The 25,806-nt window shown below is 62.6% G+C and carries 19 protein-coding genes and 1 pseudogene; 19 read left to right on the top strand and 1 reads right to left on the bottom strand.

Translation table 11 applies throughout. The annotated features are described in order from the left end of the window. The first annotated feature begins 164 nt into the window (after positions 1-164). From CHB97_RS23270 to CHB97_RS23180, 19 genes and pseudogenes are all read left to right on the top strand, one after another. Positions 165-956 (top strand): toprim domain-containing protein, encoded by a 792-nt coding sequence (locus CHB97_RS23270; RefSeq protein ID WP_089290459.1) that lies wholly within the window; start codon positions 165-167, stop codon positions 954-956. Between the two features lie 257 nt (positions 957-1,213). Continuing rightward, positions 1,214-2,158 carry a DUF2493 domain-containing protein gene (locus tag CHB97_RS23265; RefSeq protein WP_089290462.1) on the top strand — a complete coding sequence of 315 codons (945 nt, stop codon included), beginning with the start codon at positions 1,214-1,216 and terminating at the stop codon, positions 2,156-2,158. A gap of 531 nt (positions 2,159-2,689) precedes the next feature. Further along, on the top strand, positions 2,690-3,265 hold the full coding sequence (locus CHB97_RS23260) for a restriction endonuclease subunit S (protein WP_089290458.1): 576 nt from the start codon (positions 2,690-2,692) through the stop codon (positions 3,263-3,265). Next, on the top strand, positions 3,262-4,650 hold the full coding sequence (locus CHB97_RS23255; protein ID WP_089290457.1) for a class I SAM-dependent DNA methyltransferase: 1,389 nt from the start codon (positions 3,262-3,264) through the stop codon (positions 4,648-4,650). The genes CHB97_RS23260 and CHB97_RS23255 overlap by 4 nt, the downstream gene beginning before the upstream one ends. Positions 4,651-4,782: 132 nt before the next feature. After that, positions 4,783-5,745, top strand: coding sequence for a toll/interleukin-1 receptor domain-containing protein (locus tag CHB97_RS23250; RefSeq protein WP_089290456.1), 963 nt, complete (start codon positions 4,783-4,785; stop codon positions 5,743-5,745). A gap of 1 nt (position 5,746) precedes the next feature. Further along, complete coding sequence (locus CHB97_RS23245; RefSeq protein ID WP_089290455.1) at positions 5,747-6,232, top strand: hypothetical protein; 486 nt, start codon at positions 5,747-5,749, stop codon at positions 6,230-6,232. Positions 6,233-6,332: 100 nt separating this feature from the next. Then, on the top strand, positions 6,333-7,877 hold the full coding sequence (locus tag CHB97_RS23240) for a class I SAM-dependent DNA methyltransferase (RefSeq protein WP_089290454.1): 1,545 nt from the start codon (positions 6,333-6,335) through the stop codon (positions 7,875-7,877). Next, positions 7,874-9,139, top strand: coding sequence for a restriction endonuclease subunit S (locus CHB97_RS23235; RefSeq protein WP_089290453.1), 1,266 nt, complete (start codon positions 7,874-7,876; stop codon positions 9,137-9,139). Before CHB97_RS23240 ends, CHB97_RS23235 begins: the two co-directional genes overlap by 4 nt. Further along, entirely contained in the window at positions 9,136-12,360 is a 3,225-nt protein-coding gene (locus CHB97_RS23230) for a type I restriction endonuclease subunit R (protein ID WP_200820090.1), read from the top strand. Before CHB97_RS23235 ends, CHB97_RS23230 begins: the two co-directional genes overlap by 4 nt. Before the next feature lie 447 nt (positions 12,361-12,807). After that, the gene (locus CHB97_RS23225; protein ID WP_089290452.1) at positions 12,808-13,146 is read left to right on the top strand and encodes a DUF736 domain-containing protein; all 339 of its coding nucleotides are present in this window, start codon (positions 12,808-12,810) and stop codon (positions 13,144-13,146) included. Positions 13,147-13,322: 176 nt separating this feature from the next. Beyond that, positions 13,323-13,562: an AlpA family transcriptional regulator gene (locus CHB97_RS23220; RefSeq protein ID WP_089290451.1), complete on the top strand. Its 240-nt coding sequence runs from the start codon at positions 13,323-13,325 to the stop codon at positions 13,560-13,562. Beyond that, complete coding sequence (locus tag CHB97_RS23215; protein ID WP_244559681.1) at positions 13,559-14,125, top strand: S26 family signal peptidase; 567 nt, start codon at positions 13,559-13,561, stop codon at positions 14,123-14,125. The genes CHB97_RS23220 and CHB97_RS23215 overlap by 4 nt, the downstream gene beginning before the upstream one ends. Next, positions 14,113-14,667 carry a lytic transglycosylase domain-containing protein gene (locus CHB97_RS23210; protein WP_089290449.1) on the top strand — a complete coding sequence of 185 codons (555 nt, stop codon included), beginning with the start codon at positions 14,113-14,115 and terminating at the stop codon, positions 14,665-14,667. Before CHB97_RS23215 ends, CHB97_RS23210 begins: the two co-directional genes overlap by 13 nt. Before the next feature lie 181 nt (positions 14,668-14,848). Next, a complete protein-coding gene (locus CHB97_RS23205) occupies positions 14,849-15,142 on the top strand; it encodes a hypothetical protein (RefSeq protein ID WP_143271156.1) in 294 nt (97 codons plus the stop codon). A 286-nt stretch (positions 15,143-15,428) separates the two neighbouring features. Beyond that, positions 15,429-15,794, top strand: coding sequence for a hypothetical protein (locus CHB97_RS23200; RefSeq protein WP_089290447.1), 366 nt, complete (start codon positions 15,429-15,431; stop codon positions 15,792-15,794). Positions 15,795-16,056: 262 nt separating this feature from the next. After that, a complete protein-coding gene (gene rlxS / locus CHB97_RS23195; RefSeq protein ID WP_089290446.1) occupies positions 16,057-18,045 on the top strand; it encodes a relaxase/mobilization nuclease RlxS in 1,989 nt (662 codons plus the stop codon). A 125-nt stretch (positions 18,046-18,170) separates the two neighbouring features. After that, complete coding sequence (locus tag CHB97_RS23190) at positions 18,171-22,859, top strand: trypsin-like peptidase domain-containing protein (protein ID WP_089290445.1); 4,689 nt, start codon at positions 18,171-18,173, stop codon at positions 22,857-22,859. Between the two features lie 15 nt (positions 22,860-22,874). Continuing rightward, positions 22,875-23,216 (top strand): CU044_2847 family protein, encoded by a 342-nt coding sequence (locus tag CHB97_RS23185; protein ID WP_089290444.1) that lies wholly within the window; start codon positions 22,875-22,877, stop codon positions 23,214-23,216. Positions 23,217-23,323: 107 nt separating this feature from the next. After that, positions 23,324-25,349: pseudogene (locus CHB97_RS23180) on the top strand (conjugal transfer protein TraG). Positions 25,350-25,396: 47 nt separating this feature from the next. Here the strand turns inward: CHB97_RS23180 and CHB97_RS23175 are convergent. Next, positions 25,397-25,684, bottom strand: coding sequence for an HU family DNA-binding protein (locus tag CHB97_RS23175; RefSeq protein ID WP_089290443.1), 288 nt, complete (start codon positions 25,682-25,684; stop codon positions 25,397-25,399). Positions 25,685-25,806: the final 122 nt, after the last annotated feature.

The following is a 25,806-nucleotide window of genomic DNA, read 5'->3' as shown; positions in this document are numbered from 1 at the left end:
CAGATCGCTGCCGCGTGAACGTCGGACAGCTCAACATCACCGGACACCCGCATCGGTGAGCGTGACTGTCAGATCAAATCCATGCTTTTACACTTTATGTCCGCCTGACAGGCCCCCGCGCCGGGTCCTGGACCGATGCCGCCACGGGGCAGCATGGCGACCTGTTGGACCTCATCGCCCTGAACCGGGGCCTGTCCATCCGCGACGCCATATCGGAGGCACGGGCGGTTCTGCATCTGCCGCTGCCGGTCACCGGAACCGTCACCACTGCGATGGCACCCAAAGGTTCACCCGAAGCCTGTCGGCGTCTGTTTGCTGCCAGCAAGCCTTTGCCGGGCACTTTGGCGGAACGCTATCTGGCCAAGCGCGGCATTGTCCTGTCCTACCCTGAACCGGCGCTGCGCTTTCATCCGCGCTGCCATCGTTGGGAACCGTCCGGCACCATCAGCCTGCCCGCTCTGATTGCCGCCGTCACCGACGATGGCGGTCACGTCTCGGGGCTGCACCGGACCTGGCTCAGCCCCGACGGGGACAAGGCCGCGCTGGATGATCCCCGCCGAGCGATGGGTCATCTGCTGGGCAATGCCGTGCGCTTTGGCCCCGTTGGCCCTGTCATGGCGGCGGGGGAGGGGCTGGAGACGATGCTGTCGTTGCGCCAGGCCTTGCCATTGCTGCCAGTGGTCGCAGCCCTCTCCGCAGCACACCTCGCCGCCTGGACTTTTCCAGCGCTGCTGCGTCGGCTCTATATCGTCTGTGATGCCGATCCGGCGGGGGAATGGGCTTTTGCCCGGTTGTCGTCGCGCGGTCACGCCGCAGCACTCGCGGTCTTGCCGCTGCGGCCTCGGCGGGATGATCTGAACAGCGACCTGATGGTCTATGGGCTGATGGCGTTGCGGGAATGGATCGTCCCGCAACTGGCAGCGGGTGATGCAGCCACCTTCCTGCCGTGCCGATAGGGCTCTGGCATCCGCAGCGTCGGAAGCCGGATTGGGCCTGTCCAGCGGACAGCATCGTCATGTCACCCGTGAAGGGCGGGCCGCAAGAAGGCGGCCTTCCAGGTTGGGGATCTGCCAGGGTCGCCCGCCCCCGCAACGGCCAGAGGCCGTCCTCCGCTGGCGCTGCGGCCCGCAAGGGGTGCGGGGCCGGGCTTAACCCTGGCTGGCGCTCCCCAGGAAGGCCGCGACCGGCGCGGCCCACAAATCCGGTGACCGCCATGCTGACCAGCCGCACGACATCCCCGTTCCCCGCCACCGACGGCCTTACGGAGGCCGCCCCTTCTGCCCATCTGCTGGAGGAATTACAGCTCTACGGCTATCGCCCGTTCCAGGACGAACCCGACCCGCGCCCTTTGCCCGAGGCCGATCAGGCCAGGGCTGAGATCGGAGCCTGCCTGGAGACGCTCGCCGGGTTGCTGACCGGCACCCGGCTGGAGGATGACCTGGACGACCTGCTTTGGGCCTGCGTCAATATCTTCCACCGCCGCATCGGCAGCCTGGAGCGTGACCTCGACGCCAACGAACAAGCCCAGCAGCGCAGCCAAACCGAACAGGACGGCTCAGAAATCCGTTCCGTCGAGCTGGAACGCCTGACCGCCGAGGGGTTGGGCCTGATCGAACGCCGCAACGCCTTCGAGTTCTTCCGCGAGGCTGCCGCCGAAATGTACGAGGCACTGACCGGCTCAACCTGGCGCCCACGTCAGGGCTCACAGCTGAACCACCGTACTTTGACGGCGGCGATCATCGACAGCCGCGACCATATCGCCGCCCGCCGCCATGCCGACACCAACCTGCTGCTGCCCCCCGGCCCAAAGGTGGCCTTCACCGGCGGGGTCGAGTGCAATGATGTCGACCGTATCTGGGCGGCGCTTGACAAGGTCCATGCCAAACATCCCGACATGGTGCTGCTGCATGGCGGCAGCCCCAAGGGAGCCGAGCGCATCGCCGCCTGCTGGGCGGAGAACCGCCGCGTTCCGCAGATCGTCTACAAGCCCGACTGGACCCGCCACAAAAAGGCGGCACCCTTCCGCCGCAACGACCAGATGCTGGAAACCCTGCCCATCGGCCTCATCGCCTTTCCAGGTTCCGGCATCACCCAGAACCTCGCCGACAAGGCCCGTAAGATGGGCGTGCCTGTGTGGCGCTTTGGGGAGGGGGGATGAGGCATGCAATCGCTTCAGCAGCATCACAGGTCACCGCGGCAAGCCAGGACACGCAGAGCGCACCCTGGCTTGCCGCGCCCCTGGCTGGCTCAGAACCAGCCTTGCGACAAAACCCACTCCAGAAGTCTGATCACTAACTCGACCAGGAGCTGGAGCAGGATTTCCATGATTTTGCGCATGGTTATCTCCTCAATTGGGTTGACTTAAGTCCGTTGGGACCCCAGCTTCCGTGGTGCATATTGTTGGCCATTGGGAAACTGGTGGCACCCTTCAGCCCCGCTGCGATCGCTGCGGGGCATTTTTCTGCGCTCATGGGCGCCCTGGCTGATGTCACTACATTCTCTTCTCCCTTTTGCGCCTAATCTTCCTAAGTCAATGAGCCCTGTGATGTAAGGCCGGTGTTCGTTCCCTTGTTTCACGTTGCCGACGCCGTCACAGATGTGCATGACAACGAGCTCGCGCAAGGGGGTGAAGCCGCCCTAGACGAAAATATTAAGATATAGTATTCTTAAGTCAAGCAGGGGGTGCGAAATGACAATCTTGACCGTGAGCGACATTGCTAAGGTGTTTTTGGGTGTGAATCTGGGGCGCCTATCGAAGGGAACCAAGGCTGCGGATGTTCCGCTGATCAATATCAAGGACATGGTCGACGGGGGGCTGGCCAAGCCGGCCAGCTTGCAGTTGGTGCAGCCTGCGGAACAAGAGCATTATCGGCTGCAAAAGGGCGATGTGCTTGTTTCGGTTCGTGGGACGTTGCTTAAAACGGCGCTGGTAGCCGAAGAGCATGTCGGCGCTTATGCGTCGGTGAACATCGCGATAGTTCGGCCTGGCAGTTCGGTTCGACCGGAAACACTTCTGGCGCTGTTCCGGTCTTCACGGGTGCAGCAGCTCCTGCTTGCCGACACGGTTGAGTCTGTGATGCCCGGGCTCCATCTGAAGTCCCTGGAAAACATCAAGTTTTACCGACCCCCGCAGGAACACCAAGACCAGCTGGCCTCTCTGTTTGCTGCTGCTGAAGAGCAATATCGGGTAGGCCTTGCCCTTATTGAGGCGCGCCGCGCCGCTGCAATGGACGTGATTGATCGCACGCTGGAGCCCGCAGAATGAATGATCTGTCCACCATACGTGAGCTTGATGCCGCTCTTGCCTTCATGACGAAGGTTGCGCAGCAGAGCGGACAATCGACGCGTGGCATGGGGGCCTTGGCGGCCCTCAGCCTTATTGCGGCGCGTGCGCAATGTGAACGCTACGATCCCTCCGACTGGTACAAGCTGCAGCAGATGGTGCGTGAGCAGGCAGACGACTCATCGCGTCAGATTCATGAAGCCATTCTCCGTCCGCTGAACCAGCTGGTGCCAACTGACTATGCGGTCCGTCTGGTATCGCTCATCTTGGCTACGGGAAGGATGACGCTGAGGGCCTGGGTTGATCACCTTGGTTCGCTTTGTGTCGGAACGACACCGCAGGCGCAGGGCCTGTTTGCACAATGGATCGACAAAGCCGTCGCGATGGCAAGTGACGACGCTGCCGACCTTGGTCCCCTGCACACGCCGACGAATGTGGTTCATACAATTGTTGATCTTGTCTGGGAGCCTTCGGCAGTAACCATCCTTGATCCGGCCTGCGGCACCGGCGCATTCTTGGCCTCAGCATTTTCTCGAACGCAGAAGGGTGACGATCACAGTCGCCCTCATCTGGTTGGGGTTGAAATCAACGCTGATTTGGCCGCTGTCGCCACCCTACGACTTTCCCTTCTGGGCGCGTTTGATCCGACGGTGATTTCTGGTGCCCGGCAGCCGGGCAGCGGCGAGAAGTTCGACCTTATCCTGTCCTCGCCCCCTTTTGGCATGAACATGTCCAAGGCGGAACTCGACGCCTTGAACTTGCAGGATGCCTTCAGGGATTTGTCCAGACTGAGCGCTGAGTCGGCCTTTGTTGCCTATGCGGCAGACCGGCTCACGCCTCATGGACGCGCTGCCCTGCTGATCCCACCGGGCTTTCTGTATCGGGAGGATGACGGAAAGGTCCGCCGCGAACTGGCGTCGCGGCACCAGGTGGCGGGCGTGGTTATGCTGCCGAAGGGCGTGCTGGCACCGGCGACGAAACTGGCACCTGCGGTCATCCTGCTTCGCGGGCGCGCGGCCAATGCGGATCAGAAGACCGTCTTCGTTGATGCCACGCATCTTGGCCGCAAGGAACGGCGCCGTCATGTGCTGGACGATGGTGATCGTGCGGCCATCGCCGAAACGGTGAAGACAGGACGGCCTGCGTCTAACCAGATCAAGGTCACCCTTGTCGATGATCGCCGATTGCGGGATGAGCGCTATGACCTGCGTCCCGAGACCTACCTGCGTGAGCAGGCAGAACAGGTGCATCGCCGTCCGCTTACCGAACGAATGGCAGAGGTCGCCGACCTGGAGACACGGTACGCCGATCTGGCCCGCACCACCGATGACCTGATCCGCCGTCTTTCCGGTCCGGGTGCTGTGTAGGGCTGGTCAGTGCAATTGATTGCACATCACACTCGATCACCCTTGTGACAGCAGCCTATGGCATATTACCATTCTTGGCTGCATTGCCCGGTGTGTAAACCACAATAACGCAAACGGTTTGGAGAGCGCCCCTTGGTCTCGGTCTTCTTCTCATATTCCCATGCTGACGAGGCGCTACGCGACCAGTTGGAAAAGCAGCTTTCCATGCTGAAGCGCCAGGGGGTGATTTCTGTCTGGCATGATCGGCGCATCATGGCCGGACAGGAGATTGACCACGCCATCAGCGACAATCTGGAGACAGCCGACATCATCCTGCTGCTGGTCAGCCCGGATTTTCTGGCCTCTGATTATTGCTATGACCGGGAGATGACCCGCGCCATGGAGCGACACGCGGCGGGGATGGCGGTTGTTATCCCGGTGATCCTGCGTGCCTGCGATTGGCACCACGCCCCGTTTGGAAAGCTGTTGGCCACGCCCACGGATGGCAAGCCCATCACGCAATGGCCAGATCGCGATCAAGCCTTTCTGGAGGTGGCGCGTGCCATTCGCGGGGCGGCGGAAATGCTGAGGCCGAAGCAACCGACGGTGCGCCCCGCCGTGCCCCCCGTGCCACCGCCCCTGTCAATTATGCCGAACCATGCCCCGCGCTCCAGTAATCTGCGGGTGACGAAGCAATTCACGGAGCGGGATAAGGACGCCTTCCGTGTCGAGACGTTTGACTATATCGCCCGCTATTTTGAGAACTCGCTCAACGAATTATCCGCCCGTAATCCGGGTATTGACGGCAATTTCCGAAGGATTGATGCCAACCAGTTCACGTCGGTCATCTATCGTGACGGGCGCGCCGTTGCGCGCTGTTCCATCTTCATGGGGACGCGCGGCTTCGGTGGTGGCATCGCCTATGCGAACAATGATTCCGGGGCCGGCAATTCGTTCAACGAGAGCCTGACGGTGGAACATGACGACCAGTCATTGTTCCTGAAGTCCTTGGGTATGAGCATGCGGGGAACCGCCGACCAGAAGCTGAGCCAGGAGGGGGCGGCGGAACTGTACTGGGCCATGTTCATTGATCCGCTGCAAAGGGGAGTGCGTTGACATGACGATGCTGGAAGGGGCGGAGTTTTTCTCTGGAAGTCTGGACGACGTAAACGGGCTGTGCCTGGTCATGCCGCGTGATCAACATGAGGAATTCATCCTTGCGGTGCCCGGCAACCCACGTACAGCAATTTACTTGGACGGCGAAACTAAGTTTCAAGGTTTCACTTATACCTCAAACGATGACTGGCAAGGCCTCATAATTCCTGGTGTCCGAATTGAGGTAGACGTTACCAGCACTTTCAATGCTGATTCAGGAAGAGCGCCTCTCGGAGCTGTTATCCGTCGCGTGGACTACCTTGCCGTGGCCGTGCTTCTCAAGCAGTCGGGCGTATTTGGTCGCCAAATAAACGTGCCGGTGGCATCGGGATTACAGCCTTGCGCGCAGGGATGCGCCGTCGGCTTCCGCAAATGGCAGATCGTACTGGGCGAAGGGCAAGCCAAGCGGGTCCTGCGGAAGATCGACATAGACGCGGTAAACTCATAGTCCCGCCGGAAAGCGTGCTTCACCACTATCACCACCCCCCTTGCACGCCCAACCGGTTGCGCGCCATAGTCCGCCGTCCGTCAGACAGGAGCCTTTGCCCGTGCCCGCCGATTTGCGTGAGATTGACCAGACCCTGTGGAAAGCCGCTGACAAGCTGCGGGCCGATGCGGGGTTGAAGCCGTCGGATTATGCCTATCCGGTGCTGGGCTTGCTGTTCCTGCGTTATGCCGAATCCCGCTTCAACGAGATGGCGCGGACCCTGAAGCCCGCCGCCGGGTCGCGGCGCAGCATCGGGCCGGCGGATTTCATCAGCCGGGGCGTGATCTATCTGCCGGAGGATGCGCGCTATTCCCGGCTGATCGCCCTGCCGGAGGCGGATAATCTGGGCAAGGCGCTGAATGAGGCCATGACGGCCATCGAACGCGACAACAGCTATCTGGCCGATGTGCTGCCCAAAACCTATCAGGGCCTGCCGAAGGAAACGCTGCGCGAACTGCTGAAGCTGCTGCACCCGCTGGATATTGCCGGTGACGCCTTTGGTCAGGTCTATGAATATTTCATGGGCGCCTTCGCCATGGAGACGATGCAGAAGGGCGGGGAATTCTACACGCCGTCCAGCATCGTCAAGCTGATCGTGGAGATCATCGAGCCCTATCATGGTCGTATCCTGGACCCGGCCTGCGGGTCGGGCGGCATGTTCGTGCATTCGGCGGATTTCGTGAAGGCGCATGAACGCTCGCCGCAGAAGGAACTGTCGATCTATGGCGTGGAGCTGTACCGCGACACGCTGCGCCTGGCCCGCATGAACCTGGCCGTGCATGGGCTGACGGGGGAGTTGGCGGAAGCCAACAGCATGTATGCCGACCCGCACCGGTTGACCGGCCGGTTTGATTTCGTCATGGCCAATCCGCCCTTCAACGTGTCGGGGCTGGACCGTGAACGGCTTCTGGGTGGCGCGGCGCGGTTCCCCTTTGGCGTGCCGACCACGGACAATGCCAATTACCTGTGGATCCAACTGTTCTATTCCGCCCTGAATGACAGGGGCCGCGCCGGCTTTGTCATGGCCAACAGCGCGTCCGACGCGCGGGGGCGGGAGGCGGAAATCCGCCAGCGGCTGGTGGAAAGCGGGGCGGTGGATGTGATGGTCGCCGTTGGCACCAATTTCTTCTACACCGTCACCCTGCCGGTGACGCTCTGGTTCTTTGACAAGGGCAAGGTGGGGACCGACCGGGAGGATCAGGTCCTGTTCATCGATGCCCGCCACACCTATCGCCAGATCGACCGGGCACACCGGGATTTTGAGGGCTGGCAGGTGGAATTCCTGGCCAATATCGCCCGCCTGTGGCGCGGTGAGCTGTGCGAGGCCCTGCGCGGCAGTGCGGCTGCCCTGCGGGACCATTTCCCCGATGGCCGGTATCGTGACGTGCCGGGCCTGTGCAAACTGGCCAGCCGGGCGGAGATCGCCGCCCAGGGCTGGAGCCTGAACCCCGGCCGCTATGTCGGCGTCGCCGCCGGGGCCAAGGAAGAGGTGGATTTCAAGGAACGGCTGGAAGCGTTGCAGGAGGAACTGGAGGTTCTGAATACCGAGGCGGCGGGGCTGCAGGCGAAGATCGCGGCGAACGTGGCTGAGTTGTTGGGGGCATGATGTCAACTTGGCCAACTGTATTTGTCCGTGAACTGGTTCAGGCTGACGAGGCAGCAATTAAGACTGGCCCATTTGGCACGCAGTTGAAGGCGGCAGAGTATGTCGAGCATGGCGTCCCCGTTATTAACGTCCGAAACATTGGCTTCGGCACTATTCGAGATGAAAAACTGGAGTTTATTGATGATACCACGGCAAATAGACTGAACAGTCATCGGCTTCGATCCAATGATATCGTTTTCGGTCGTAAAGGGGCTGTCGAACGCCATGTCTTGATCGGACCAAACCAGAATGGCTGGATTCAAGGCTCGGACTGCCTTCGGCTGCGTCTAAACCCTGGCCGTATCATTCCCAGATTCGCCTCTTACTGTTTGCTTTTGGACCATCATAAATCGTGGATTATGGGGCAGGCGTCGCATGGCGCTACGATGCCCACGCTTAATCAGGACATCATCGAGCGGATTGAGTTGCCTCAGCCACCGCCATCCACCCAAAGACGCATCGTCTCGATCCTCTCCGCCTACGACGACCTGATCGAAAACAACACGCGACGGATTGCGATTTTGGAGGAGATGGCGCGGCGGTTGTTTGAGGAAATCCAATCAGAATCCGCGCCGAGTTCTGAAACGATGACGCTGGGTGAAATTGCCGACAGGGTCGGCGGTCTGGTCAAAACCGGACCCTTTGGCAGCCAGTTGCATGAATCCGACTACACCCAAGAAGGCATCCCGGTTGTTATGCCAAAGGACATCATCGGTGGTCGGGTGTCGACAATGTCGATAGCGCGTATCGATGAGGACACCACCAAACGGCTGAACCATCATCAGTTGCTTGAAGGTGATATTGTCTATGGTCGGCGTGGTGACATCGGACGCAGAGCCCTGATCCGCCGCCGTCAGGTTGGCTATTTATGCGGTACAGGATGTTTGCGAATATCGGTTCACGGCGATGTTATCGCGCCGAGGTATCTATTCGCCTATCTTGGTCTTCCGGAGGTCATCGCAGAGATTGCGGGGAAAGCAGTTGGCGCTACGATGCCCAACTTGAACACCTCGATTTTGCGGGGTGTGCAGATTCAAGTGCCTCCCATGAAGGCACAGAAACGGTATGTGGAAGCCGCCGCTGATCTGGACGATCTCGCGGAGACCTTGCTTGAGGCGAACCAACGCCTCCGCGCCGCCCGCGACCTGCTGCTGCCCAAGCTGATCTCCGGGGAGATCGACGTTTCGCGCGCGCCGTTACCGGTGGAGATCGCCGCCGAATGACGCCGCCGCCCCGGTTGCCAGCCATGGATTACGTGCAGCCCGACCGGCTTCATGCCGGGTTGGGGGAGGGTGATCTGGTCGAGGATGCGGCGCTGGACCTGTTCACCGGCCTGGGCTGGCAGACGGCCAATCTGTTCGAGGAACGGTTCGGCCCCGACGGGACGATGGGCCGCCGGGGGCGGCGGGATGTGGTGCTGCCCAAGCCGTTGATGGCGGCCCTTGCACGGTTGAATCCGGGGCTGGACCCGGCGGCGTGGGAGCTGGCGGCGGCGGAACTGACGCGTGACCGGTCCGCCATGGACCCGGTGGCCGCCAACCGCGAGGTCTGGCGCCTGCTGCGCGACGGCGTGCCCGTGCGCACCCGCGGCCCGCAGGGGGAGATGGTGGATGAGTTGGTGCGCCTGATCGACTGGCGCTGCCCCACCGCCAACGAATTCCTGCTGGCCCGACAGGTCTGGTTTGCCAGTGACCTGTGGGAACGGCGGGCCGATCTGGTCGGCTTCGTCAACGGCATTCCGTTGTTGTTTGCGGAGTTGAAGGGGCTGGGACGGCCCCTGCGCGCGGCGTTTGATGAGAATTTGCGCGATTACCGCGACACGATCCCGCGCCTGTTCGATTTCAATGGCATCACCCTGCTATCCAACGGGATGGAGGCGGTGATCGGTGCCAGCCATGGCGAATTCGGCCATTTCAAGCCCTGGAAACGGGTGGCGGATGAGGGGGAGGAACCGCGCCCCGGCCTGGAAACCGCCATCCGTGCGGCCTGTACGCCCGACCGGCTGCTGGACCTGATCGAGAATTTCACGGCGTTTGAGGAGACGCCCGCCGGGCTGGTGAAGAAGATCGCCCAGAACCACCAATATCTGGGCGTCAACAAGGCCGTGGCCCGCCTGATGGCGCTGCGCACCCCCCAGGCGGGAAAGGCGGACCCGCGTGAGGCCGCGCGGCTGGGCGTGTTCTGGCATACGCAGGGCAGCGGCAAAAGCCTGTCCATGCTGTTCTTCACGGAAAAAATCCATCGCACCCTACCGGGCAACTGGACCTTTGTCATCCTGACCGACCGCACGGAACTGGACGACCAGATATCCGCCACCTATGCCGCCGCCGGGGCCGTGAAGAAGGACCTGGAGGCGGTGCAGGCCCATGACCGGGAGCATCTGAAACAGCTTCTGCGCGGGGATGAACGCTATATCTTCACCCTGATTCAGAAATTCTCCACCGCCGGCAAGGGGGAGGTCTATCCGCGCCTGTCCGACCGGTCCGACATCATCGTCATCACCGATGAGGCGCATCGCAGCCAATATGACCAACTGGCCCTGAACCTGCGCCGCGCCCTGCCCAACGCCGCCTTCCTGGGCTTCACCGGCACGCCCTTGATGGAAGGGGACCAGCCGACGCGCGAAGTGTTCGGCGACTATGTCTCCATCTATGATTTCGGGCAGTCGGTGGAGGATGAGGCGACGGTGCCGCTTTATTATGAAAAGCGGGTGCCGGAGGTGCATATCGTCAATGACAGCTTCAAGGAGGAGCTGCAGGACATTATCGACGATGCCGCCCTGGATGAGGATCAGGAACGCCAGCTTGGCCGCTCGCTGGGTACGCTGTACCAGTTGATCACCAACCCCGACCGGCTAGACAAGATCGCCGCCGATCTGGTGCGCCATTTCGCGGGTCGCGGCTATCGCGGCAAGGCCATGGTGGTGGGCATCGACAAGGCCACGGCGGTGCAGATGCATGATCTGGTCCGCAAACATTGGCACGCATTGATCGCGACGGAGGCGGCAAAGCTGGCCCGGGCACCGGCTGACCAGCAGGCCTCCATCGCCGATAATCTGGCCTGGTTGCGGGAAACCGACATGGCGGTGATTGTCAGCCAGGGCCAGAACGAGGTGGCGGAACTGGCCGCGCGCGGGCTGGATATCCGGCCCCATCGCGCCCGGATGCAAGCGGCGGATCTGGACGCGGATTTCAAGAAACCGGATCATCCGCTGCGCCTGGTGTTTGTCTGCGCCATGTGGATCACCGGCTTTGATGTGCCGACCTGTTCGACCATTTATATCGACAAGCCGATGCGCAATCACACGCTGATGCAGACCATCGCGCGCGCCAACCGCCGCGCGCCGGGCAAGGAAGCCGGGCTGATCGTCGATTATGTCGGCGTGTTCGCCAATCTTCAAAAGGCCCTGGCGCTCTATGCCCGGCCCAAACCCGGCGGTGGCGATGACCGCCCGATTGAGGATAAGGCCGCCTTGGTGGCGGTGCTGCGCGACAAGCTGTCGGTCGTCCGCCTGCTGGCATCTGCCGCCGGGGCCGACCTGGACGCCATCTGGACCGCCAGCAAGCTGGACCGGCTGGCACGGGTGAAGGCGGCGGCCGATGCTCTGATCCACCCGGAAAACCGCCGTCAGGCCTTCCTGGCGCAGGCCAGCCTGATCCTACGTCTCTATAAGGCGATCCTGCCCGATGAAACGGCGTCAGACTTCACCCGCGACGTGGCGGCGGTCAGCATCGTGGCCGATACGATCCGGGCCAGCATCCGCCCCGATCCCGCCGAACTGGCCCGCGTGCGCGCGGAGATCGCGGCCCTGATCGAACGGTCCATCGCCGGGATCGATATCGAGGTGCCGGTGCGCGGTACCGACGACCTGGGCGAACTGTTCGATCTTTCAGCCATCGACTTCGAGAAACTGGCCGGCAAACTTTCCGGTGGCAACCGGCGCAGCAAGGCCGAAGCGCTGATCGCCGCCGCGCGCGCCAAGGTGGCGGAGATGGCGGCGGCCAACCCGTCCCGCCGCGATCTGGCCGACAAGCTGGAACAGCTTATCGCCGATTACAACGCCAATACCGTGTCGCTGGATGAACTGTTCGACCGGCTGCTGGACTTCGTGCGCGAACTGGATGAGGAAGCCCGCCGGTCCGCGCGCGAACAGATGAGTGAGGATGAACTGGCCGTGTTCGACCTGCTGGTCAAGCCGGGGCCGACATTGTCGCGGGCGGAAATCGTGCAGGTGAAGCGGGTGGCCCGCGACCTTCTGGCCCGGCTGAAACGGGAGACGGCGATCCTGGACTGGTGGCGCAAACCGTCGATGCGCGATCAGGTGCGCATCGCCATCGAGGAAGAGCTGGACAAGCTGCCCGAAGCCTTCATCCAGGATATCTGGGAGCGAAAGGTCCAGGATACCTTCCGGTTTGTCTATGAACGGCAGCCGACGATGCACTGACCGGGCCGGTTGCTGCCACGCACTGGCCGAGTCTTCCGATCTGCATCTTTCCGTCCCGATTGCGGCGGAGGTGACAGGGAAGGGGTCGATCTTTTCTCGTGCTTCTGCCGAAAGAGCCGGTGGCATCTCTGCCAACGGTTGGCCTTGACCGCCTCCCTTCCGCCCGCAATCACAGCCCCATCCCCGCTGTCCTCCTGTTGGCGTAGAGCCCGCGGTGCCCGCGCCAACCCTGGGGATTTCTAGAAAATTTCCCCTGCCGGAACCACCCCGCCCATGGGGCGGGACCCCGGTTCCGGCATTCCGCGCGGAACAAATTTTCTCCACCCCAGGGTCCTCCACTGCGTTGCGGCCCGTCGCTTCGCTCGGGTGGCGCTGGTCACCTTTGCGGTCTCTGACGCCGGGGACATCGCGGGGATGGTCCCGCGACCGCAGCGTAGGAGACAGATCATGGCCATCACCCTCGGCACCTTCACCAAGCTCGACGACGGCAGCTTCTCGGGCATCCTCAAGACCCTCAACATCACCGCTTCGCTCACCATTGTTCCGGTGACCAAGCTGTCCGACAATGCCCCTGACCACCGCGTCTTTGCCGGCAACGGCCAGCGCTACGAGGTCGGTGCCGGCTGGTCCCAGATCGCCAAATCCAGCGGCGAAACCTACCTGAATCTCAAGCTGGGGGCACCTGAGTTCGGCCGGCAATGGTTGCGTGCCCGCCTCGTCAAGCTGGAACATCCGGCTGACGATGGCACCACCCACATCGCCCTGTGGGAGCCCAGCGAACGCTGATCCCGGGCAATTCAGCCCCGTTCCGGCACCGCCGGGACGGGGCTTTTCGCCTGTTCAGGGGCAAGGGGATCGGAAATCCAGGGGATGGATTTGCGAGCGTCCGCAACCACGCCCCCGTTCGCCATGCTCGCCCCATCTGCGGCGATCCCCGCCGCTGTCACCCGAGGAGCGGTGAGATGGAGGATGAGGTCAATCGGGCGGCAAAAGCCCGCAAAGGCAGCCCGTTTCTCAACACGGCCCAGGCTGCTTTCTATATCGGTCTGTCGCATCGGACCCTGGAAAAGATGCGCCTGACGGGCGGTGGCCCGCGCTTTCGCAAGCACGGACGCTATGTTCGCTACCACATTGATGACCTGGATGCCTGGTCATTGGGGGAGCGGCGCGACAGCACCTCAGACAAAGGGGATGCGTCATGACTTGCGCCCCGATGTCGCAACAGAAATCGCCCGGTCGCCCATCGCGCCGCCGCTTGTCGCGGGCGGCTCGTCGTCGGGCGCTGTGGTTTGCAGGTGTAGCCCTGGCGGCGCTCGGCTTTTCGGTGATGGCTCACCCGGAGCCGATCCTGGTCTGGAACAGCAGCGCCTCGGCCCCCCTCGGGCTCTATCTTGTGCTGCCTGAAACCCGCCTTCGTCCTGGCGATATGGCGCTGATAACACCGCCGGAGAGCATTGCCGACATGGCGGCGCGGCGGGGCTATCTGCCGCGCGGTGTGCCGCTGATCAAGCAGGTGGCGGCCATGGGCGGGGATCATGTCTGCGCCGAAGGTGATGTCATCACCATCAATGGCGATACGGTCGCCGTGCGTCAAAAGGCCGACAGGGCAGGCCGTCCGTTGCCCTGGTGGGAGGGCTGTCGGGTGCTTTCAGCAGGAGAAATCCTGTTCCTGATGCCAGCGGCAGAGTCCCTGGATGGCCGCTATTTCGGTCCGCTGTCGTCGGTGCATGTCATCGGTCGGCTGGTGCCACTATGGCTGCGCTGAAGGCGGTTGGGCTGGCCCTGGCGCTGCTGGCCACGACGGTTGCCGGGGCTGCGGATCATGCTTCTTACGATACCGCGGTGACCGCCGCTGCCCATCGTTTCGACTTGCCGCAGGACTGGATCAGGGCGGTCATCAAAGCGGAAAGCGGCGGCGATGCCAATGCCGTATCGGCCAAGGGCGCGCTGGGCCTGATGCAACTGATGCCGGACACTTGGGCGGAGATGCGCGACCGATATAGCATCCAGAGCGATGTCTTGGACCCTGCCGCCAACATCATGGCGGGCAGCGCGTACCTTGCCGAAATGCGCCACCGCTTCGGCTATCCGGGCCTTTTCGCCGCCTATAATGCCGGGCCCGCGCGTTATGAATCCCACCTCCGCTATGGTGTGCCATTGCCAGCCGAGACCCAGGCCTATCTGGCAAAACTCGACGCCAAACTGGGATTGCCAGCAGGCAGCCCCGGTCGGTTGTTCGTGCCGCTGGACAGCTCTGACAGCCGATTGTTTGCGCCCTTGTCCAAGGCTGGGACCACTGGGCGATAGTCGGTTGAGCAGGGGACTTCATCTCAGTCCGCCCATCGTACCAGCCGGGCAGCGGGACCTGTCAAGGATGCGCGGTCCCCCCCCCAAATGCTAGGCATTTTGGCTCCCCCGCGCCCCGCTTCGCGGTGCCTGCGGCCTCCTTGACCGGCCCCGCTCCGGCTGATGCCAGGCGCTGTCCTCGATGACGGGGATGACAGCGATGGAGGAGATCATGGTGACCGAGACTGCCGCGCCGATCCGTGGAACCGATGCCTATTGGCGTCAACGCCGTCTGGCCTTTGCCCTTATCCAGAACCTGGAGCGGGCCATCCGCATCCGCAATCAGGCACCGATGTATGTCGGATCAGCCGATGATCCCATCGAGAATATCGGGCCATGGGACAGGGTGTGTCAGCTCCAGGACCGCGCCCGTCTGCACCCTTTGGTCCTGGAGACCTTGGCCGCCCAGAAGCGGCTGACGCTTCTGACGGCATAGCGTGGCGGGAGCGGCGTCCATCGGATGCCGCTCCCTTTTCTGGAGGCCTCCGGCATCCCTGATCCGGTCTCTGCGTAAGGCGGGGTAGGGGGTTTTCATCTCGGTCCGCCCATCGTACCAGCCGGGCAGCGGGACCCGTCAAGGATGCGCGGTCCCCCCAAAATGCTGCGCATTTTGGTTCCCCCGCGCCCCGCTTTGCGGCGCCTGCGGCGTCCTTGACCGGCCCCTCTCCGGCTGGACGGGAACCTCGTCCTCGATCAGGAGGACGCCAGCCAAGGAGGTTCCCATGCCGTTCATTGCAGCGCATCCCCAGGCCTCGATCGACCGTTTCGACGCCCTTGTCGATGACGTCCGGACCGAGTTCGGCAGCGACGGATTGATGGCCAATGTCGAGCGTTTCATCACCGCCGAACGTCCCGAATTCATCTGGGATGGCCGCTTCCAGGAGCATTATCTGGGCGAATGGATGGGCGAAGATGACAGCGCAGAAGGCCTCTACTGCATCCTCATCCTGAGCCATTTCCGCAGCGAGTTCATCGTCGCCAGCTGCGTTGTTGATGGCGATGAACGTCTGCATTCCATGACCCGTCAGCGGGCCTATGCCACGCGCGACGCCGCCGAGAAGGCCTTCCAGAATGCCGCATGTCGATAGGCGGCGCTGATACGGGAGCGGCGGTTCAGGCGGTCGCTCCCTTTCTTTCCAGCATGAGAGCGTCGAAGGGCGTGGATAAGCCGGGTGCTGATCAGGGGCGCTGTAGGGCAAGATAAAACGGTGGCGCCAGCGCCCCCGTAACCCCCTGTCTGCACATCCTTTTTGGGGCCTTGCGGTGGCGCCAGGGCGGCGGGATTGGCACCATCCTGGCACCAACCCCGCCCACAGCCGTTGTACCAGCCTCGGAATCGGAGAGACCGCGATGTTCGGCGATGATCATGATTTCCGCCCCCGTTTGGGTCGCATGCGCAGTGCCTCCGGGCACCGCGGCAAACGCTTCCTGAACCGGGTGCTGGCGGCGACCGTCCTGGCCAGGGGCGGACTGCTGAGTTTCACCCTCCGGTCCGACCGTTTCGATGGCAGCCGCATTGGGCGCGGTGCCGGCGTCGGCCGTGTGCTGGCGTCGCGCGACCAGTTTGCAGCGTTGCGGCAGCGGCGTGTCATCATCAAATCCCGGATCGTCAAACTGGCGGGTAAGGGCATGGCCGGGGCCCGTGCCCATCTGCGCTATATCCAGCGCGATGGTGTCACCCGTGACGGACAGGCGGGCCAGCTCTATGGTGCTGACCAGGATCAGGTAAACGGAAAGGCCTTTCTCGACCGCGCCGACAGGGACCGCCACCAGTTCCGCTTCATCTTCTCGGCGGAAGATGGCGACCAGTATGACGATCTGAAACCTCTGGTCCGTCGCCTGATGGCGCAGATGGAACAGGACCTGGACACGCGGCTCGATTGGGTCGCGGTCGATCACCACAACACGGGCCACCCGCACAGCCACATCATCCTGCGTGGCAAGGATGATCGTGGCAAAGACCTGATCATCGCGCGGGAATATCTGTCCCAGGGCATGCGCGAACGCGCCGCCGAGATCGTCAGCCTGGATCTGGGTCCCCGCACCGACCTGGAGGTCCAGGAAAAGCTGCGCCGGGAGGTGGAACAGGAACGGCTCACCAGCCTGGACCGGCGTCTGCTGCGGGACCGGGGGCCGGATCAGCTCGTGTCGGGCAGTGACCAGGACCCGTTTGAGCAAGCCCTTCGCACGGGCCGTCTGCGCAAGCTGGAGCGGTTGGGCTTGGCCGAGGACCTGGGCGCGGGCCAATGGCGGCTCGACCCTGACCTGGAAGCCACCCTGCGCCGCATGGGCGAGCGCGGCGATATCATCAAGACCCTGCATCGGGAACTGGACGCGCAGAACCTGACCCGTGCGCCGAATGATCTGCTTATCCATGATCCCGGTGCCGCCAACGCTCCGCCCATCACCGGCCGTGTCATCGCGCGTGGTCTGTCGGACGAGGTGAATGACCGACACTATCTGATCATCGACGCCACCGATGGCCGCACCCACTATGTCGATATCGGCAAGGGCGACGCCACGGAGCCAACGCCGGTCGGCAGCATCCTGCGCGTGGAGCCCCGCGCTACAGACCCACGCCCGATGGATAGCCGCATTATGGACATCGCAGCAGCCAATAATGGCCGATACAGCGCCGACATCCACCTGCGCCACGATCCCACGGCCAGTGAGGCCTTTGCCGAAACGCACGTCCGGCGGCTGGAGGCAATGCGCAGACTGACGAACACCGTCGCCCGCGAACCGAACGGCACCTGGATCATCCAAGCCGACCATCTGGACCGCGTCGCTGAGTATGAGCGTACCCAGGCCCGGTTCAACCCGGTCACCGTCCGGGTTCTTTCCACCCTACCACTTGAACAGCAGATCACCACCGACGGCGCCACCTGGCTGGACCGCGAGTTGGTCGCCAGCAACCCAGCGCCGCTGCGCGATGCTGGTTTCGGTCGTGAGGTGCGAGACGCCCAAGACCGTCGGCGGCAATGGCTGATGGTCGAGGATCTGGCCCGCGAGGAACAAGGCCGAACCTTTTACCGTTCCGACCTGCTGACAACTCTGCGGCGGCGGGAACTGCTGCGGGTTGCCGGCCAACTATCCGACGAGTTGGGCTTGCCCTATGCCAGTGTCTCCCGTGGCCAACCCGTCGAGGGCACCTACCGCCGGACGGTGACCCTTGCCAGCGCGAAGCTGGCCCTGATCGAACGTAGCCGTGACTTCACCTTGGTGCCCTGGCGACCCGTGTTGGACAGGCATATCGGGCAGCCCGTGTCGGGGATCGTCAGCGGCGATGGCGTGACCTGGAACTTCGGGCGGCAGCGCGGCGGCCCGGCGATTGAGTGAGGATCAACCTCACGCAGGTATTCATCATTTTCTGGAATTTGCATATAGCAGGCATATGCTCAAAAGTTTATAAAAGGCACATAAAATAGTGATTTACGACTGCCTGAACGATATGGGCTTCGAGAATGTCCCAAAGCGTGCAGGACTGCATAATACGAATATGGACTGAGTTCGGTGAATATGATCGCGCATCAAAAGCGGTCGTCGGGACCGGCTTTCTGGTGAAGGGGGCCGATGGGCAGGCTTATGCCATTACCTGTGCCCATGTGGTGAATGCGGCGCTGGGGCTAGACCAACAACAGGCCGACCATCCGGAGAATGCTACCATCCGGGCCGATATGCCGGGGCGGGGGGTGATAATCCTGACCCTGTTGGCCTGGTTCCCGCCAACCGACATATCAGCCGCACAGGATCATGATGGTGTGGCGGATATCGCCATTCTGAGGCCGGTGGCAGAGGGGCTGAACCTGCCCGAATCCCTGCCACCCCTACGGGTGGAGCCACCGCGACAGGTGGTGCCGCTGAACGCCAATGTTCCGTTCCACACCTTCGGCTATATGGTCTCTCAAAACGGTCTGGCTGCCGATGGGCAGTTAAAGGCGACCGATCATCGCCACTGGTTCGTGGCCTATGGCCATGACGGGGTACAGCCCTTTATTGAGGAGGGGTTGAGCGGTGCCCCGGCCTTTTCCCGTGATGGGCGGCAGATTCTGGGCATGGTTGTGCAAAGGCTGGCGCGGGAGCTGCGGCAGGGCTTTGTCATTCCCGGCCATGCCCTGGCCAAGGCATGGCCGTTATTGACCACCCCCTATCCGGGTCTGTCGGCCTTTGACCAGCGCAACGCACATCTATTCTTTGGCCGTGGTCGCGCACCGAAGATCGGCAGCGATCCATCGGGCAAGATAAAGGAAATCTTGGACCGGCTTGCCAAGCAACGGTTGATGGCCATTGTCGGCACATCGGGCAGCGGCAAATCATCCCTGGTCAAGGCGGGCATTGCCGAAGATTACCGGCGGCGCGGCTGGGCCTTGTTCACCTTCCGCCCCACCGACACCGAAAGCCAGGATATCGCTGGTCAGATCAAACAAAGATTGGTCGAGATGGGGCAGGGGGAAGATGCCAGCAGCGGCACCCTGTTCATCATTGATCAGTTTGAGGAGTTTTTTCCGGGGCAGGAGATACGGGGCAATATCGGCACCGGTCAACCCGACCGCGCCCAGCACCTGACGGCACAGCGCACAAAGGTGTTGTCGCTGCTGCTATCGGCGGTGACGCGCCCGGATGTGCATTGCCTGCTGACGGCGCGCCTGGACCTGTTGGAAACCATGGTGACGGCGGATGAAACCGTGGCCCGCCTGTTCACCGACCCCTATCCCAGCTTCATGCTGACGGCGATGAGCGTGCCGGAGGTGCGCGAAGCGATTGAGGGGCCGGCCCGGCTGTTCGGGGTGGAAACCGACAGCTATTTCGCCGGAACCCTGGCGGTGGAGGCCACGCGCGGCGCGGGTCGCCTGCCGCTGTTGCAGGAGGCGTTGCGCCAATGCTGGCGCCGGCTGGAACGGGTGGGCACGCAATGGCGGCTGCGCCAGCCGCCCGATCTGGCTGATGGCGACCCGGCCCGGTTGCTGGAGGATGCGCTGCGCCGTGCCCTGGATATTGACCGCGCGCTGCTGTCGCTGGTGCGGCTGGTGGATGACCGGCCCCTGCGCCGACGGCTGCCCTTGTCCGAACTGACCAGCGAGCGCGACCGCCGCCTGCTGGAGGATCTGGCGCGCGAGCGCATTGCGGTGGTGGAGGGGGAGGGCAGCGCCAGAACCGTGGAACTGCTGCATGAATCCCTGATGTCCGGGTGGCAAAAGCTGGCCGACCTGATCGCCCAGCACCGGCATTTCTTGTCCTGGCGCGACCGTTTCGACCGCGAATTTGCCGCATGGCAGCAGGGCGGACGGGAAGGGCGCGACCTGTTGCGCCGCCATGATCTGGAGCAGGCCAGGGAATGGCAGGCAATCAAAGCCGGGATCTATATTCCCCCCACCCCGGACCAGGAAGCCTTTATCCAGGCCAGCTGGGAGCAGGTGGAACAGGAGGATCAGCGGATCGCGGCAGAGTTGTGGGAGAAGGAGGAACAGAACCGCAGGCTGCTGGAACAGCAGCAGATGCTGGCGGATCAGAATAACATACTGGTCGTGCAGCAGCAAAAAGTGGAAGAGCAGAACAACGTACTGACAGAGCAGCAACAAAAGCTGGAAGAGCAGAACCTGACGCTGACAGAACAACAGGAGAGTCTTAAAAAGCAGAACAGTCGTACCAAGCGCTGGTTGGGTATCGCCATGGTATTGTTGGCACTTGCCATAGCTGCTAGCATCACCGGGTACTGGCTGTTCCAGGAGGCTCAACGTCAGGAATCCCGCGTTCTCGCCGCCTTCTCCCGGCAGGAAAACGACCGGGGTGACCATATGTCGGCTATGCTGCTGGCATTGGAGGCCCTGCCCAACCCCGGCCTGAGCCTGTTGAACCGCCCCGTGACCGCCGAGGCTGAGGCTGCCCTGCGCCAGGCCTGGATGCAAAATCGGGAAATCAAGACGCTGGTGGGGCATGAGGGGGCGGTCATAGAGGCCGCTTTCAGCCCTGATGGCAAACGGGTTAGCACGGCCTCAGTAGACGGGACTGTACGGGTCTGGGACCTGTCGCGGCACACATCAACTGCAACCATCCTGAAAGGGCATGCGGAGTGGGTCACGGTCTCCCGTTTCGGTGCCGGTGACAGATTAGAAACGGCCAACTTCAGTCCCGATGGCGGCAAGGTCATCACCAGCACTGCCGACGGGGCTACGCAGGTCTGGGACCTATCGGCACCAACACCAACCGCAACCATCCTGCAAGAGCATTTTGATAGAGTCATCGCCGCCAGTTTCAGCACCGATGGTAAACGGGTCGTCACCGCCTCTGGCGACAATACCGCGCGCGTTTGGGACCTGTCGGCACCAACACCAACCGCAACCATCCTGAAAGGGCATACCGGCTGGGTCAATGCCGCCAGTTTCAGCCCCGATGGCAAACAGGTCGTCACTGCCTCTAACGACAGCACCGCGCGCGTCTGGGATCTGTCGGAACAATACCCAACCGCAACCATACTGCAATGGGGTATAAGCCCCGTCACTACCGCCAGTTTCAGTCCCGATGGCAGACAGGTCGTTACCACCTCCTCCGGCAATACCGCGCAACTCTGGGACATGTCGAGCCCCGAACCAACCCTAACAATCCTGGAAGGGCATACCGGCGGGATCAGCGCCGCCAGTTTCAACACTGATGGCAAACGAGTCCTCACCGCCTCTCTCGACAATACCGTGCGCGTCTGGGACCTGTCGTCACAAAATCCGACCGCAACCATCCTGCAAGGGCATACAGGCCCCGTCAATGCCGCCAGTTTCAGCAGCGATGGCAAACGGGTCCTCACCGCCTCTTCCGACAATACCGCGCGCGTCTGGGACCTGTCGGCACAAACACCAACCGCAACCATCCTGCAAGGGCATACAGGCAGGGTCATTGCCGCCACTTTCAGCAGCGATGGCAAACAGGTCATAACCGCCTCTGCCGACAACACCGCGCGGGTCTGGGACCTGTCGGCACAAAACCCAACCGCAACCACCCTGCAAGAGCATACAGACATAGTCTATGCCGCCAGTTTCAGCCCCGATAGCAAACGGGTCGTCACCGCCTCTGCCGACAATACCGCCCGCGTCTGGGACCTGTCGGGACCCGCGCCAACACTATCAATCCTGCAAGGGCATACAGGCGGCGTCAACGCTGCCAGATTTAGCCCCGATGGCGAACGGGTCCTCACCGCCTCTGCCGACGATACCGCGCGCGTCTGGGACCTGTCGGGCCCAACACCAACCGCAACCATCCTGAAAGGGCATACAGGCACCGTCAGGGCCGCCAGTTTTAGCACCGATGGCAATCGGGTCGTAACCACCTCTGACGACAATACCGCCCGCGTCTGGGACCTGTCAGAGCCCACGCCAACATCGACAATCCTGGAAATGGATTTTGACACCGTCTGTGACGCCAGTTTCAGCGCCGATGGCAATAGGGTCATAACCGCCAATATCTACAACACCGCGCAGGTCTGGGACCTGTCGGCACAAACCTTAACTGCAACTATCCTAAAAGGGCATACAGGCGAAGTCACCGCCGCCAGTTTCAGCCCCGATAGCAAACGGGCTATCACCGCCTCTGAAGACAACACCGCGCGCGTCTGGGACCTGTCGGCACAAACCCCAACCGCAACCATCCTGCAAGGGCATACCGGCGGGGTCAATGCCGCCAGTTTCAGCCCCGATGGCAATCGGGTCGTCACCGCGTCTTCCGACAAGACCGCGCGGGTCTGGGACCTGTCGGCACAAACCCCAACCAAAACCATCCTGCAAGGGCATACCTACTTCGTCAATGCCGCCAGTTTCAGCCCCGATGGCAAACGGGTTGTCACCGCATCTTTCGACCAGACCGCGCGGGTCTGGGACCTGTCGGCACAAACCCCAACCGCAACCATCCTGAAAGGGCATACAGACTGGGTCAGGGCCGCCAGTTTCAGCCCCGATGGCAAACAGGTCGTCACCGCCTCTAACGACGGCACCGTCCTGATCCACCCCTATCCCGATATTGACACACTGATCCGCGATGCGCGCAAGCAACTCACCCGCTGCCTTACCCGCGCGCAATGGCAGCAGTTCGGTGTCGCCACCACCCAGGGCGACCGGGATGCCATACCCATGCCCGACGCCCAGGGCCAATGCCCGCGTAACCCCCGCTGACCAGGAGCAATCCCCATGCCCACCCGCCTCGTCCCCTATGACCTGTCCGATGGCACCCAGATCGTTGTAGAGGAGGAATATGTCGATCGCGGCGGCATGGTTGCCAACCCCGTGACGGGGCTGGCGGCCAAGGCGAAGAAGGGGTTTGAGGAGACGTTGGCGGCCATTCGGCCCACCGTCGCCGCCGTGATGGATCAATTATCCGGGATCGCCGAACAGCCGGATCAAATTACCCTGGAACTGGGTTTCGCGCTGAAGGGGGAGGTGGGGGCCGTGTTGACCAAGGCCGCGACGGAGGGGACGATCAAGCTCACCCTGACCTGGAAACCCACCCAATCCGCTCCCGGCCCTACATGAGTCGTCGCAGCGTACAAATAGCAGTCTGGCGTATGTAAGGGACGTAGTCTCTTCGGCTCAGGTCTTGTCACCCTCCGTTGACCGCTTTGTCGTCCACGGAGGCCCCAATGACCCCCACTAAATTGCTGATCGGCCAGATCCTGGTCGTTTTCGCCATCGTTATCCTGGGCGTATGGGCTGCGACGCAATGGGCGGCTGCCATGTTGGGCTATCAGGCACAGCTCGGTCCTGCCTGGACCGTTATCGTTGGCTGGCGCGTTTACCGCCCCTGGCAATTGTTTGAGTGGTGGTACTGGTACGAGGCCTATGCGCCGCATGTCTTTGACAAGGCCGGCATGCTGGCCGGGGCCAGCGGCTTCATGGGCTGTGCTGCTGCCATCATCGGGTCACTGTGGCGCGCCCGGCAGACGAGGTTGGTTACGACCTATGGTTCCTCGCGCTGGGCAACTCGCCGGGAGGTGGAGGGGGCGGGGCTGTTTCGGTCGGCGGGGGTCTTTCTGGGGCGGTTGGGGCGCCGGTACCTGCGGCATGATGGGCCGGAACATGTGATGGCCTTTGCGCCCACCCGGTCGGGCAAGGGCGTAGGGCTGGTGGTGCCGACGCTGCTGTCCTGGACGGGATCGGCGGTGATCCATGACATCAAGGGCGAGAACTGGCAGTTGACGGCCGGTTGGCGGGCGCGCTTCTCACACAGCCTGCTGTTCAACCCAACCGATCCGCGCTCGGCCCGTTACAATCCGCTGCTGGAGGTGCGCAAGGGGCCGGATGAGGTCCGTGATGTGCAGAACATCGCCGATATCCTGGTCGATCCCGAGGGAGCCCTGGAACGTCGGAACCATTGGGAGAAAACCTCCCACAGCCTGCTGGTCGGCGCCATCCTGCATGTGCTGTATGCCGAGGAGGACAAAACCCTGGCCCGTGTGGCCACCTTCCTGTCCGACCCCAGGCGGAGCTTTGCCCACACCCCTGCGCCGGATGATGGCGACCAACCATCTGGGCACGCCCGATAACCCCATTGTCCATCCCGTTGTCGCGTCAGCGGCACGGGAGGTGCTGAACAAGTCGGAGAATGAGCGGTCAGGCGTGCTGTCCACCGCCATGTCGTTCCTGGGCCTTTACCGTGATCCGACCGTGGCGGCTACGACGGCGGCCTGTGACTGGCGGATTGCCGATCTGGTGGATGCGCCACGACCGGTGTCGCTGTACCTTGTGATCCCGCCATCGGACATTTCCCGCACCAAGCCGCTGGTGCGCTTGGTGCTGAACCAGATCGGGCGACGGCTGACCGAGCGGCTGGAGGGCGACCCCGCCAAGCGGCGGCGGCACCAGTTGCTGATGATGCTGGACGAGTTCCCGGCCCTGGGGCGGTTGGACTTCTTTGAAACGGCGCTGGCCTTCATGGCGGGCTATGGCATCCGCGCCTACCTGATTGCCCAGAGCCTCAACCAGATCTCCAAGGCCTATGGCGAGAACAACGCCATCCTGGATAATTGCCATGTCCGCATCGCCTTCAGCAGCAATGACGAGCGGACGGCTAAACGCATCTCGGACGCGCTGGGCACAGCGACAGAATTGCGGGCGCAACGCAACTATGCCGGCCACCGGCTGGCCCCCTGGCTCTCCCATGTCATGGTCAGCCGACAGGAAACAGCCCGGCCTCTGTTGACACCCGGCGAGGTGATGCAGTTGCCGCCGACGGATCAGCTGGTGTTGGTCTCCGGCCTCTCCCCGATCCGCGCCCGCAAGCTGCGCTATTACGAGGATCGGAACTTCACGGAACGGGTGTTGCCGGCACCAGCCCTTTCGGATGGTCCTTATGCCGATCGCCCCCCACCCAGATCCGATGATTGGGGTGGACAGGTGCGCGGCATGGATCAGCGTCTGGCTGAGGAGGATGACGGTACCGCGTTGGATGAACTGACGGAGGGCGGTCTACAGCAGCAGCGTCATCCGGGGCTGCCGGCGGAGGGTATGGTCAGGCCGGTCGACCCTGACGGTGCTGACCTGTTCGGGTCTGCCGATGACGAGACGGATGTGGCGGCGGACAAACGCGCCATGGACCGTTTGTCGAATGTCGCTCGTGCCCATGCGATCAATGAGGGATCGCGCGACGATCTGCTGCCCAACTTCTGACAGAGCTGGATGGGCGATGCCCGCTGGGTGGGGCATCGCCATCAGGATCAACCGTTCAGCACATCTTTCAGCGCCTTGGCCGGGGAGAACTTGGCCTTGGTCTGGGCGGCGATGGTGGTGGGTGCCCCGGTCTGCGGGTTGCGGCCCTGACGCTCCGGCACCTGCTGCGCCGTGAACCTGCCAAAGCCCGCCAGATTGATCTCCTTGCCATCCTTCAGGCCGGCGGCAATGGCGCCCAGGATACGCTCGACGGCTTCCTTGCCGCTGACCTTGGTGCTGCCCGTGACCTCAGCCACGATGGCGGCCAGGTCGTCCTTGCTGATCTTTTCCGTCATCTCTCATCCCGTTCTGCATTACCGGCACCAACAGCGTGCCCGATTTCCAAGCCTTTACCCTGAATGATCGGCGTCTGACCAGTTACCTGGATGGACAGGGGCACAGTCGGTTCTGGTGCAGA

Source organism: Azospirillum sp. RU38E, assembly GCF_900188385.1.
Classification (GTDB): Bacteria; Pseudomonadota; Alphaproteobacteria; order Azospirillales; family Azospirillaceae; genus Niveispirillum.
Note: the sequence above shows the minus strand (reverse complement) of the source record. Positions and strands in the feature narration are given on the sequence as shown.

Bases quoted from the DNA above. Each gene is read 5' to 3' on its own strand.
- CHB97_RS23190 (WP_089290445.1), top strand. From the start codon at position 18,171: ATGTCCCAAAGCGTGCAGGACTGCATAATACGAATATGGACTGAGTTC.
- CHB97_RS23220 (WP_089290451.1), top strand. From the start codon at position 13,323: ATGGAGGATGAGGTCAATCGGGCGGCAAAAGCCCGCAAAGGCAGCCCG.
- CHB97_RS23175 (WP_089290443.1), bottom strand. From the start codon at position 25,684: ATGACGGAAAAGATCAGCAAGGACGACCTGGCCGCCATCGTGGCTGAG.
- CHB97_RS23260 (WP_089290458.1), top strand. From the start codon at position 2,690: ATGACAATCTTGACCGTGAGCGACATTGCTAAGGTGTTTTTGGGTGTG.
- CHB97_RS23215 (WP_244559681.1), top strand. From the start codon at position 13,559: ATGACTTGCGCCCCGATGTCGCAACAGAAATCGCCCGGTCGCCCATCG.
- CHB97_RS23185 (WP_089290444.1), top strand. From the start codon at position 22,875: ATGCCCACCCGCCTCGTCCCCTATGACCTGTCCGATGGCACCCAGATC.
- CHB97_RS23235 (WP_089290453.1), top strand. From the start codon at position 7,874: ATGATGTCAACTTGGCCAACTGTATTTGTCCGTGAACTGGTTCAGGCT.
- CHB97_RS23230 (WP_200820090.1), top strand. From the start codon at position 9,136: ATGACGCCGCCGCCCCGGTTGCCAGCCATGGATTACGTGCAGCCCGAC.
- CHB97_RS23205 (WP_143271156.1), top strand. From the start codon at position 14,849: ATGACGGGGATGACAGCGATGGAGGAGATCATGGTGACCGAGACTGCC.
- CHB97_RS23245 (WP_089290455.1), top strand. From the start codon at position 5,747: ATGACGATGCTGGAAGGGGCGGAGTTTTTCTCTGGAAGTCTGGACGAC.
- CHB97_RS23255 (WP_089290457.1), top strand. From the start codon at position 3,262: ATGAATGATCTGTCCACCATACGTGAGCTTGATGCCGCTCTTGCCTTC.
- CHB97_RS23225 (WP_089290452.1), top strand. From the start codon at position 12,808: ATGGCCATCACCCTCGGCACCTTCACCAAGCTCGACGACGGCAGCTTC.
- rlxS (WP_089290446.1), top strand. From the start codon at position 16,057: ATGTTCGGCGATGATCATGATTTCCGCCCCCGTTTGGGTCGCATGCGC.
- CHB97_RS23200 (WP_089290447.1), top strand. From the start codon at position 15,429: ATGCCGTTCATTGCAGCGCATCCCCAGGCCTCGATCGACCGTTTCGAC.
- CHB97_RS23210 (WP_089290449.1), top strand. From the start codon at position 14,113: ATGGCTGCGCTGAAGGCGGTTGGGCTGGCCCTGGCGCTGCTGGCCACG.
- CHB97_RS23265 (WP_089290462.1), top strand. From the start codon at position 1,214: ATGCTGACCAGCCGCACGACATCCCCGTTCCCCGCCACCGACGGCCTT.